Raw genomic sequence first — 11324 nt, forward strand, 5'->3', positions numbered from 1 at the left:
AGACCGTCATGGACGAGACACCGTCCGCTTCAGGCCGGAGCAACGGTCCGGCCCTTTCGCCGGAGACCATGAAGCGCGCTTACAGGGACATGCTTCTTGTTCGGCGATTTGAGGAAAAGGCTGGCCAGCTTTACGGCATGGGCCTGATCGGCGGCTTCTGCCATCTCTATATCGGGCAGGAAGCCGTTGTGGTTGGGATCGGCCTCAACATGAAGCAGGGCGACAAGTCCATCACGTCCTATCGCGATCACGGGCAGATGCTCGTAGCAGGCATGACGCCGCGCGGTGTTATGGCGGAACTGACGGGGCGGTCCGGTGGGTATTCCCGCGGCAAGGGGGGCTCCATGCACATGTTCTCCCGTGAAAAAGAGTTCTACGGCGGTCATGGCATTGTCGGGGCACAGGTGGCCCTCGGCACGGGGCTGGCGTTTGCGAACAAGTATCGCGGTACGGATGAAGTCTCGATCGTGTATTTCGGCGAAGGAGCCTCTGCACAGGGGCAGGTTTATGAGAGCTTCAATCTCGCCGCACTGCACAAGCTGCCCTGCATCTATGTGATCGAAAACAACCGCTACGGTATGGGCACATCCATCGAGCGCGCTTCGGCCTCCAAGGATCTGTCCCGCAACGGCGAGCCCTGGGGCATTGCCAGCCGCAAGGTAGATGGCATGGATATCTTCGCTGTGCATGAAGCCGCGCAGGAGGCCATAGAATATTGCCGTGCGGGCAAGGGGCCGTTCCTTCTGGAAATGGAAACCTATCGCTATCGTGGGCACTCCATGTCCGATCCTGCGAAGTATCGCCAGCGCGCAGAAGTCGAAGAAATGCGCCGCACGCGCGATCCGATCGAGACCCTGAAGGCCGAGATGCTGCGCAGCGGGATCGAAGAGAGCGTATTCAAGGACATTGAGACAGACGTGAAAGCCATCGTCGCTGACGCGGCCGAATTTGCACAGACGAGCCCCGAGCCGGACCATTCCGAACTCTGGACTGATATTCTGGTGGAGGCCTGATCCATGGCATCTCTAATTCTGATGCCGGCTCTCTCGCCGACCATGACCGAGGGGACGCTTGCCCGCTGGGTCAAAACAGCAGGTGAGGCCGTTTCCGCCGGAGACGTGATTGCCGAGATCGAGACTGACAAGGCGACCATGGAAGTGGAAGCCGTGGACGACGGTGTGATCAGCAAGACGCTGGTTACCGAAGGTACACAGAATATCGCGGTTAACACGCCGATTGCAGTGCTTCTTGCGGAAGGCGAGGACGCTTCCGCTGCGGACACTGTAACCCGTTCTGCTGATCCGGCTGCAGGCGCTTCTGTCGCGATTGAAACACCGGCTGATCCGGGGATCGTGGAAGCACCGGAAGTAGCACAGGCCGAGAATGATCGGGACTGGGGCGAGACCAGCGAAATCACCGTCCGTCAGGCCCTACGGGATGCGATGGCGGAAGAGCTTCGTCGCGATGAGGACGTGTTCCTGATCGGTGAGGAAGTGGCGCAGTATCAGGGTGCTTACAAGGTCAGTCAGGGCCTGCTAGATGAGTTCGGCGAGAAGCGCGTCATCGATACGCCGATCACGGAACATGGTTTCACGGGTATGGCCGTTGGTGCGGCGCTGACGGGATTGAAGCCGATCGTCGAGTTTATGACCATGAACTTCTCGCTTCAAGCCGTTGATCATATTATCAATTCTGCTGCCAAGACGTTGTATATGTCCGGTGGTCAGATGGGCTGCCCTATCGTGTTCCGTGGCCCGAATGGTGCAGCGGCGCGTGTCGGCGCACAGCACTCGCAGTGTTTCGCAAGCTGGTTTGCCCATATTCCGGGCCTGAAGGTGGTCGCTCCCTGGTCGTCTGCGGATGCGAAAGGATTGCTGCGGGCCGCTATTCGCGATCCGAACCCGGTCATCGTGCTGGAAAATGAGATCCTGTACGGCCAGAAGTTTCCGTGCCCCGTGGATGAAGACTTCATCCTGCCGATCGGTCGCGCGAAGATCGAACGGGAAGGAACGGACGTAACGCTCGTGGCCTTCTCCATCATGGTCGGCGTAGCGCTGGAAGCCGCAGCCATTCTGGCAGAAGAAGGCATTTCGGCCGAAGTCATCAACCTGCGCTCGATCCGTCCTCTGGATACCGAGACGATCGTGCGCAGCGTGAAAAAGACAAACCGGATTGTGTCCATCGAAGAAGGCTGGCCGGTGGCAGGCATCGGGGCGGAAATCTGCACCGTGGCCGTCGAGCAGGCTTTTGACTGGCTCGATGCTCCGCCAGCGCGTGTCTGCGGGCTCGACCTGCCAATGCCGTATGCGGCCAATCTCGAAAAACTGGCGCTTCCCAAACCTGAATGGGTTGTGGACGCCGTTCGCAAGCAGCTGCGGGACTGACAACGATGGCTACCGATATTCTGATGCCGGCGCTGTCGCCGACTATGACCGAAGGCAAACTGGCCCGCTGGCTCAAAGCCGAGGGCGATACCGTTTCCGCTGGCGACGTGATTGCCGAAATCGAAACCGACAAGGCGACCATGGAAGTGGAAGCCGTGGACGAGGGCATTCTTGGGCGCATCCTGATCAAGGAAGGTGTCGAGGGCATTCCCGTCAACACGCCGATCGCAGTTCTTGTGGAAGAGGGCGAAGCTGTGCCGAACGCCTCTTCCATGCAGGCGCCAGTGACCCCGAAAGCTGAGGTCGCCTCAGCGGCAACGATGAGAGCCGCGCCTGCGAAAGCTTCGGCAGAAGAGAAGGGTGAGCGGATTTTCGTCTCTCCGCTGGCGCGCCGCATGGCGCGTGAGCGAGGCATTGCCCTCGATGAGCTGACGGGAAGCGGCCCGAATGGCCGTATTCTCAAGCGAGATGTAGAAAAGGGCGTGACGGCTCCAAAGACTGAGCCGAAAGTAGTTCCGGCAGCAACTCTTCTTGCTGCTTTGGAAGATACGGTGCGTCGCGTTCCGAATTCCACGATGCGTAAAGTCATTGCGCGGCGTCTGACGGCGTCCAAGACGCAGGTTCCGCATTTCTATGTCTCGGTCGATATCGAGTTGGATGCACTGCTGGAATTGCGATCGAAGCTGAATGCCACTGCGCAAGAAAACAGCTTCAAGATTTCCGTCAACGACATGATGATCAAGGCCGTTGCGCTGGCGCTGAAGAAAGTACCGGGTGTGAACGTGCAGTTCACGGATGTCGAGACGCTGCATTTCGAAAATGTGGACATCTCGATGGCCGTGTCGGTGCCAGACGGCCTGATCACGCCGATCATCCGCAACGCTGATCACAAGTCCCTGCGCCAGATCAGCGTCGAGGCCAAAGATCTGGCCAAGCGTGCCCGTTCTGGAAAACTCAAGCCGGAGGAATTCCAGGGCGGGACGTTCTCCATTTCCAACATGGGCATGTTCGGCGTGCGCGAATTCGCAGCGATCATTAATCCGCCTCAGGCCGGTATTCTGGCAATTGCATCCGGTGAAAAGCGGGCCGTGGTGCGTGGATCAGAAATTGCTGTTGCAACCGTGATGACGGCGACGCTTTCGGTCGATCACCGCGCCGTCGATGGCGCGCTTGGTGCCGAATGGCTTAATGCACTGCGCGATATCGTGCAGAACCCTTACATTCTGGTGGTCTGAACCATGTCCGATACATTCGATCTGATTGTTGTTGGCGGCGGCCCCGGCGGCTATGTGGCGGCACTTCGCGCCAGCCAGCTCGGCATGAGCGTGGCGCTTGTGGAAAGCACGCATTTCGGCGGAGTGTGCCTCAACTGGGGCTGCATTCCGACCAAGGCGCTTCTGCGGTCTTCGGAAATTCACCACCTACTTCACGAACTGGGGACGTTCGGGCTTTCCGCCGACAATATCTCGTTTGATCTGTCCAAAATCGTTGGGCGTTCGCGCAGCATCGCACGCCGGATGGGTGCTGGCATTGCGCATCTGCTGAAGAAGGCCAAAGTCACGACGTTTGACGGTCATGCAAAACTGTCCGGTCGTTCGGGCGAGGCGCATCAGGTCGCCATCACCAAGGATGGTGCTGCGGTTGCGACCATCAAGGCGCCGCATGTCATCCTTGCAACGGGTGCGCGCGGTCGTCAGCTTCCGGGGCTTGAAACAGACGGCACCCTGATCTGGGGCGCACGCGAGGCTATGACACCGAAGGAACTGCCCAAACGCCTCCTCGTCATCGGCTCAGGTGCCATCGGCATCGAGTTCGCGTCCTTCTACCGGAACATGGGCAGTGAGGTCACGATTGCCGAAGTGGCGGACCGGATCCTGATTGCCGAAGATCCGGAAATCAGCGCCGCTGCTCGCAAGGCCTTCGAGAAACAGGGGGTGCAGATCATCACCAGCGCGAAAGTAGGACCGCTGAACAAAGGTGAAAACGAAGTCTCCACGACGATCGAAAGTCCGGCGGGTAAGGTCGAGCTTACGGTCGATCGCGTGATCTGCGCCGTCGGCATCGTCGGTAATGTCGAGGATCTAGGACTCGAAGGCACTAAAGTGCAGGTCGAACGGACCCACATCGTGACGGACGGTTTCTGCCGCACCGGCGAACCAGGCATCTATGCGATCGGCGACGTCGCGGGGGCTCCATGGCTGGCCCACAAGGCGAGCCATGAGGGCATTCTGTGCGTGGAGAAGATTGCAGGCCGTTCGCCGCAACCGCTCCATCCCTTGAATATCCCCGGTTGTACCTATTCGCGTCCGCAGATCGCCTCTGTCGGGCTCAGCGAAGAGAAGGCCATTGCTGCCGGCCACAAGGTCAAGGTCGGGCGCTTCCCGTTTATCGCCAATGGTAAGGCTGTTGCGATGGGCGAGACAGACGGTATGGTCAAGACCGTGTTCGATGCCACGACCGGCGAGCTTCTTGGCGCGCACATGATTGGTTCCGAAGTCACGGAAATGATTCAAGGCTACGTCATCACCCGCACAGGTGAACTGACGGAAGCGGAATTGGTCGAGACGGTTTTCCCGCATCCGACCATTTCCGAAACTATGCACGAGGCAACTCTGGCGGCCTTCGACGGCCCGCTGCATATCTGAGTATCATGTCCCAGCGTATCACCATCGATCACCGTTCGGCGCCTGCCCTCCGTCATCCGGAAAAGGCGCACCGGCCTGACAACCCTATCCAACGCAAGCCGTCCTGGATCCGGGTCAAGGCTCCGAACCATCCCGTGTATCACGAGACCCGCGCGCTCATGCGGGATGCGGGCCTCGTGACGGTCTGCGAGGAGGCGGCCTGCCCCAATATCGGGGAATGCTGGTCTCAGCGTCATGCCACGATGATGATCATGGGCGAGATCTGCACCCGGGCCTGTGCGTTTTGCAACGTCACGACCGGGATGCCTAAGCATCTCGATGAGGACGAGCCACGGCGGGTCGGGGAAGCGGTGGCGAAGCTTGGACTCAAGCATGTCGTCATCACTTCGGTAGACCGTGACGATCTGGAAGATGGGGGAGCGACGCATTTCGCACGGGTCATCCATGCAATCCGTGAGGCTTCTCCACAGACCACGATCGAGATTTTGACGCCTGATTTTCTGCGCAAGGATGGCGCCCTGGAGGTCGTGGTCGCGGCTCGACCGGACGTTTTCAATCACAATATCGAGACCGTGCCGCGCCTTTACCCCACCATCAGACCCGGCGCTCGTTACTATCAGTCAGTCCGCATCCTGGACGGAGTAAAGAAACTCGATCCTTCCATTTTTACCAAGTCCGGCCTGATGCTTGGGCTTGGCGAAGAACGGATGGAAGTAGCCCAGGTGATGGATGATTTCCGAATTGCGGACGTCGATTTCCTGACGCTTGGACAATATCTCCAGCCGTCCGCGAAACACGCGGCGGTGGAAAAGTTTGTTACCCCCGACGAGTTTGACGGCTATGCTGCTGCTGCCCGTTCAAAAGGATTTCTTCAGGTCAGCGCCAGTCCACTGACCCGGTCCTCCTACCATGCGGATAGTGATTTCGCGAAGCTTCAGGCTGCGCGGAACAGCCGTCTGAAAGAAAGTCTCTGATGCCGACACATGCCGAGCAACGGTTGATCGCTTACACGCCAGATCAGCTTTTCGATCTTGTGGCAGATGTGGAGAAATATCCGCAGTTCCTTCCTTGGTGTGTGAAGGCAAGCATCCGAACCCAGACGGAACAGGAACTTGTTGCGGATCTGACGATCGGGTTCGGCCCGTTCCGCGAAACCTTCACCAGCCGCGTGACACTGGAGCGGTCGTCACGTATCCGGGTGCGCTACGAGAAGGGGCCTTTCCGCTACCTGAACAATGTCTGGACGTTCACGCCGGATCCACGGGGCTGTCTGGTCGATTTCTTCGTGGATTTTGAATTCCGTTCGCGTCTTCTACAGAATGCGATGGGCGTCGTATTCAATGAGGGCGTGCGCCTGATGGTCTCTGCCTTCATCAAGCGTGCACGGGACATTTACGGCACACAAGCGACGAAAGCGGTCCCGCCAGCACCCGGACTTTCCCAAAGGACATAAAATTTCATAGTATTTCCAGAACCATCTGATGCGTGAGTCGTTACTGCTCTCGAGCACGGTCATGGTAATATGGAAAGGATTACGTAATGAAAAAGATTTCTTTTGGCGCATTTACCCTCATCGCTCTGGTCGCTGTGGCTTCTCCCGCAATGGCCGAGCATCACCATCACAGCAAGCACCACGGCAAAGCTGCGCAGGCGCAGAAGATTGACAGCGAGTCCGCAACAGATGCCCTCAACGCCCGTTCGCTGCAGCAGGCACAGACGCCGGTTGCAGCGACGGCACCAACCGCCGCAATTCCGACGGCTCCGAGTCTTCAGGCTCCGGCAACAGCTTCCACGCTTCCGGCTCCGACGCAGGGCAACTGAGGCTCCAGGCGGACCTTAGGTCCGCTGCAATGTCAGGCGAAAGCGGCTTCCGTTCATTCGGGAGCCGCTTTTTTGTGTCAGGCATCCAGAACCATCTGCAGGGCATGGTGTACGGACTGGGCGCGGATGGCAGCGCGGTCCCCTGTAAAATGACGTTGTACGCTTGTGGTTAATCCCGTTCGGACGGCCAGCCCGAAGCAGACGGTTCCGACCGCTTTGAGTGCGCTACCACCACCCGGTCCGGCGATCCCTGTCACGGAGATGGCAACGTCCGCATTCTTGGCATTCAGAAGACCACCGTTAGCCATCGCCTCGGCGGTCTGGATGCTAACGGCGCCGTATTGCACCAGAATGGCTTCGGAAACACTGACAGCACTCATTTTTAGGGCATTGGAATAGGTAACAAAGCCGCCCTCCAGCATGTCTGACGATCCAGGAATATCACTAAGCGCAGCAGCAATCAGACCGCCTGTACAGCTTTCCACCGTAACCAGCCTGCGGCCGGTTCTGCGGAGATGCTCAAGCACCTGTTCGGCAAACGTGCGGAGTTCGTTATCCGGCATGGGTATTCCTGACATGATAGATCATCATGCTGGCCTCGATATTTTCGACATAGAGGCGTGTCTCGCGATAGGGCAGGCGTTCGATCCAATCCAGAACACCATCTTCGGAGAGCGGTTCGGCGGGAGGATCTGCCCTCAGCCAGAGATCAACGCGGTGCGGGCCGGCATTATAGGCCGCCAGAGCATAGGGAATCACATTCCCGAAACGCTCCAGAAGCTGTGAAACATAGGCCGTGCCGATCCGGAGATTCGTCTGGGGATCGGTCAGGGCTGCGGGGGAGACATTAACGTGACCAAGATGCCCCTTACGTACTACGTCCTTCGCTGCGGCGGGAAGAAGCTGCAACAGGCCGACCGCATGAGCGCTACTTATAGCGTCGGGGTCAAAGCCGCTTTCCTGCCGAATAATGGCGGGAATCAGCCCGTCAGGGACAGTCGAATTTGACGGATAGGAATCGGGAAAGCCCTGTGGGTAAAGAGCAATCCCTTTGCGGGCCAAGGCATACGATGCAAAGACTTCCGGCGCGGCTAGATCAAGCCGGGACGCAGCATCCGCAACGGCTTTCTGTCCCTTGGACGAAGGATTGAGCACACTCAGCATCATGAGAAACTCGCGTGCATGATCGGAATCGCCTGCCTGCACGAGATCCGTTGCAGCTTCGAGCAGGTCCGTATGGATGAGGGTTCCGGCAGTAAGGGGGGGAAGGGTCTGGAGCGCCTGCAGCAGGGCGCCGTCAAAAGCCTCTGAGGACTTTCCGGAAACCAGAATATTTTCATCGTGTGTCAAAGCCGCGAGCGCAAGCTGCCCAGGAAAGGTGGTGGGATAAGAAGCGGCTTTGCGAAAGGCGGCTTCGGCATCCTGCTGCCGGTCTGCGGCCTGTAGTGCGCGGCCTGCCCAGTAATAACCACGGGCCTGCATCTGGAGCGAAGTGGCGTCCTGAAGTGGTCTGAAGAAGTTTTCCGCACGAGCAGGAGCCTGAAACTCCCTCAGGGCGATGATCCCACTAAGCAGCTCGGCTTCCTGACGATCCGTCGTATCGGGCGCCATGCTGGTGTCGTCGGCGAGATCCGCAGCCTCTTTTGGACGGCCAGCCAGCAAAAAGGCACGAGCAAGACTGAGGCGTTCGGACGACCAGTCATGCGAGGGGTTGGCTTTCTGGAGCGACGCGCCCTGCGCATCCCACAACGATAGCGCTTCGTCCAGCCTGTCCCCACGGCGCAGCGCTCTGAGGCGATAACGGATCAAGACAGGATCAGATTGCAGGTCAGCAGGGAGCAATGCGAACAGGGAATCAGCGTCAGGCAAACCCTGACGTTCGGCCAGCCGGGCACGAGCCAGTAGCTGTTGCTCCGGGGCAAGACGCTCGATCTGACGAGACGCGGCGGAGAACTGGCCCCGCAGTTCCAGCGCCTCATAACGAACCCACTGATCGGTGGAGGCGAAGTTCTGGCCGAACCGCTGAAATAGTGTCTGTTCTTCGCCGACGGTCAGGGCATTGCCTGACAACCAGAGACGACGGGCCGTTGATGCCGCGTCAGGAAGATGAAGAGCGCAGACCTCGAACGCCGCCGGGAGCGTGAGAGGATAGCGCGGGCAAAGAGCGTTCAAAATCTGCGGATCACTCGTCTGGGCCAGGGCGTTCTGGTAGCGCCAGAGGATCCGGCCCCGCTGCGGCCACTGCGGCGTCTGGGCCAGAAAATCAGCGTAGCGCTGTGCCGGAAAAACAGCTCCGCCCGGTCCGACGAGAAGGAGCCATTCCGCCAACCGCTCCCGAACGAGAGAAGACGGAGGCACGGCGAGGGCAGATGGCGCGGCGCAAAGCGCCATAAGCCCAGTAAAGAGTATTCGGCTATTTCGGAAGAACATGCGTCCAAACCTCTCCGCCACCCCGGATGACGAGTTCGATTGCGACACCCAGAACCACCAGTAGGCCGATCCATGCGATCCAGCGATAACGGGCTAGAAGATTGGCGACGATCGATGCAGCGAGCCCCATCAGCAGAACCGAGAGCACAAGCCCCGATACAAGAATCCACGGATGTCCGACAGCGGCACCAGCCACCGCCAGAACGTTATCGAGACTCATGGACAGATCGGCCACCACGATCCTCAGGACGGCCTGTCCGAGGCGCGGTGGGGCGGCTTCGACGTCCTCGTGATGTTCGGCGCCACGAAGCTCACGATACATTTTCCAGCAGACCCATAGAAGCAGGAAGCCACCTGCCAGCGTCAGGCCAACCACGGCAAGGAGCGTTGTCGCCAGCAGGGCCAGGCCGACACGCAGGATGGCCGCAAAGCCCGTTCCGAACAAAATGGCGAGACGGCGCTGCCGACCCTCGAGATTACGCACGGCCATACCGATGACGACCGCATTGTCACCGGCGAGGGTGATGTCGATCAGGGTGATCTGGCCGAGGGCTACGAGAGCGTGAAGCAGAGAGTCAGGAGCCAAAGTGTCATTCTTCCGAAAAGGGGTCCGTGCAATGTCTTCGTATTTGGTCTAAGGAGCCTCCGTAAAGCCCCACCCAGCATCCGGAGTTCCCATGGTACCCCGTTATAGCCGTCCGCAGATGACTGCCATCTGGTCTCCCGCCAACCGTTTTCGCATCTGGTTCGAGATCGAAGCCCTTGCCTGCGAAGCCATGGCACAACGGGGTGACATTCCCGCCGAATCAGCCAAAATCATTCGCGAAAAGGGTGATGTCGCCATGGCGGCGTTCTCCGACGCGGATCTGGCCCGCATTGACGAGATCGAGGCCGAAACGCGCCATGACGTCATTGCGTTCCTGACCTGGCTTGCAGAAAAGGTCGGCCCGGACAGCCGCTTCGTCCATCTGGGCATGACGTCTTCGGATGTGCTGGATACCTGCCTGTCCGTCCAGATGACGCAGGCCGCCGATCTTCTGCTGGAAGATCTGGACCGCGTTCTCGCTGCCCTGAAGGCCCGCGCCTACGAGCACCGCAACACGGTTACGATCGGCCGCAGCCACGCGATCCATGCCGAGCCGACCAGCTTTGGCCTGAAAATTGCTGGACACTACGCCGAATTCGCCCGCAACCGCGAGCGCCTTCTTCAGGCCCGCAAGGAAATTGCGGTCTGCGCGATTTCCGGTGCTGTCGGCACCTATGCCCATATCGACCCGGAAATCGAAGAATACGTCGCTGACAAGCTGGGTCTGGCTGTCGAGAGCGTGTCCACGCAGGTCATTCCTCGTGACCGCCATGCCGCGTTCTTCTGCACCCTCGGCGTGATTGCCAGTGGCATTGAGCGTCTGGCCGTTGAGGTCCGTCATCTGCAGCGTTCGGAAGTTCGGGAAGCTGAAGAGTTCTTCCACAAGGGACAGAAGGGCAGTTCGGCAATGCCGCACAAGCGCAACCCTGTCCTGTCGGAGAACCTGACCGGCCTGGCGCGCCTGATCCGCTCGCATGTCGTGCCGGCTCTGGAAAACGTCGCATTGTGGCACGAGCGGGACATCAGCCACTCCGCCGTCGAGCGCAACATCTGCCCCGATGCGACGATCGGCCTGGATTTTGCTCTGATGCGTCTGGCCGGGATGATGGAAAAGCTGGTCGTCTATCCCGAACAGATGATCGCGAACATGGAAAGCCTCGGCGGCGTCGTCCATTCCGGTGAGGTGCTGCTCACGCTGGCGCGCGCCGGAATTTCCCGCGAGGACGCCTATCGGATCGTACAGCGCAACGCCATGGAAACATGGACCAAGCTGAACAAACCGTGCTTCAAGACCTTCCGTGAAAACCTTGAAGCCGATCCGGAAGTCGCCGGTCGGGTCAGCAAGGAGATTCTCGATCAGGCATTCGACCCGGCACAGCATCTTCGTGCCGTGGATCGCATCTTCGCCCGTATCTTCGACTGAGAGGTATGCGGAACGCAGACTTCCTGCGATTTCCT

General features: G+C 59.2%; 11 protein-coding genes. 8 read left to right on the top strand and 3 right to left on the bottom strand.

Annotated elements, in window-relative coordinates; translation table 11 throughout:
- Nucleotides 1–8 precede the first annotated feature (8 nt).
- From pdhA to IGS75_RS12950, 7 genes are all read left to right on the top strand, one after another.
- Nucleotides 9–1013, top strand: coding sequence for a pyruvate dehydrogenase (acetyl-transferring) E1 component subunit alpha (pdhA, locus tag IGS75_RS12920; RefSeq protein ID WP_141352252.1), 1005 nt, complete (start codon nucleotides 9–11; stop codon nucleotides 1011–1013).
- 3 nt (nucleotides 1014–1016) lie between these two features.
- Nucleotides 1017–2384, top strand: a complete 1368-nt coding sequence (locus IGS75_RS12925; RefSeq protein WP_202257101.1) for a pyruvate dehydrogenase complex E1 component subunit beta — start codon at nucleotides 1017–1019, stop codon at nucleotides 2382–2384.
- A gap of 5 nt (nucleotides 2385–2389) precedes the next feature.
- On the top strand, nucleotides 2390–3619 hold the full coding sequence (locus IGS75_RS12930; protein WP_202257103.1) for a pyruvate dehydrogenase complex dihydrolipoamide acetyltransferase: 1230 nt from the start codon (nucleotides 2390–2392) through the stop codon (nucleotides 3617–3619).
- 3 nt (nucleotides 3620–3622) lie between these two features.
- Nucleotides 3623–5029 (top strand): dihydrolipoyl dehydrogenase, encoded by a 1407-nt coding sequence (gene lpdA / locus IGS75_RS12935; RefSeq protein ID WP_141352246.1) that lies wholly within the window; start codon nucleotides 3623–3625, stop codon nucleotides 5027–5029.
- 5 nt (nucleotides 5030–5034) lie between these two features.
- On the top strand, nucleotides 5035–6003 hold the full coding sequence (lipA, locus tag IGS75_RS12940) for a lipoyl synthase (protein ID WP_141352244.1): 969 nt from the start codon (nucleotides 5035–5037) through the stop codon (nucleotides 6001–6003).
- A complete protein-coding gene (locus tag IGS75_RS12945; RefSeq protein ID WP_141352242.1) occupies nucleotides 6003–6482 on the top strand; it encodes a type II toxin-antitoxin system RatA family toxin in 480 nt (159 codons plus the stop codon). Before lipA ends, IGS75_RS12945 begins: the two co-directional genes overlap by 1 nt.
- Before the next feature lie 86 nt (nucleotides 6483–6568).
- Nucleotides 6569–6850 (top strand): hypothetical protein, encoded by a 282-nt coding sequence (locus IGS75_RS12950; protein ID WP_141352240.1) that lies wholly within the window; start codon nucleotides 6569–6571, stop codon nucleotides 6848–6850.
- 77 nt (nucleotides 6851–6927) lie between these two features.
- On the opposite strand, the gene IGS75_RS12955 is transcribed toward IGS75_RS12950, so the two are convergent.
- The 3 genes from IGS75_RS12955 to IGS75_RS12965 are packed head-to-tail and all read right to left on the bottom strand — an operon-like array spanning nucleotide 6928 to nucleotide 9866.
- Nucleotides 6928–7413 (bottom strand): CinA family protein, encoded by a 486-nt coding sequence (locus IGS75_RS12955; RefSeq protein WP_202257105.1) that lies wholly within the window; start codon nucleotides 7411–7413, stop codon nucleotides 6928–6930.
- Nucleotides 7403–9280, bottom strand: a complete 1878-nt coding sequence (locus IGS75_RS12960; protein WP_202257111.1) for a lytic transglycosylase domain-containing protein — start codon at nucleotides 9278–9280, stop codon at nucleotides 7403–7405. The genes IGS75_RS12955 and IGS75_RS12960 overlap by 11 nt, the downstream gene beginning before the upstream one ends.
- The gene (locus IGS75_RS12965; RefSeq protein ID WP_202257113.1) at nucleotides 9264–9866 is read right to left on the bottom strand and encodes a YjbE family putative metal transport protein; all 603 of its coding nucleotides are present in this window, start codon (nucleotides 9864–9866) and stop codon (nucleotides 9264–9266) included. The genes IGS75_RS12960 and IGS75_RS12965 overlap by 17 nt, the downstream gene beginning before the upstream one ends.
- Before the next feature lie 91 nt (nucleotides 9867–9957).
- On the opposite strand from IGS75_RS12965, the gene purB reads away from it, so the two are divergent.
- Nucleotides 9958–11289, top strand: coding sequence for an adenylosuccinate lyase (gene purB / locus IGS75_RS12970; protein ID WP_202257115.1), 1332 nt, complete (start codon nucleotides 9958–9960; stop codon nucleotides 11287–11289).
- The last annotated feature ends 35 nt before the right edge of the window (nucleotides 11290–11324 follow it).

It is taken from the genome of Gluconobacter sphaericus, assembly GCF_016757795.1.
Lineage (GTDB): Bacteria > Pseudomonadota > Alphaproteobacteria > Acetobacterales > Acetobacteraceae > Gluconobacter > Gluconobacter sphaericus.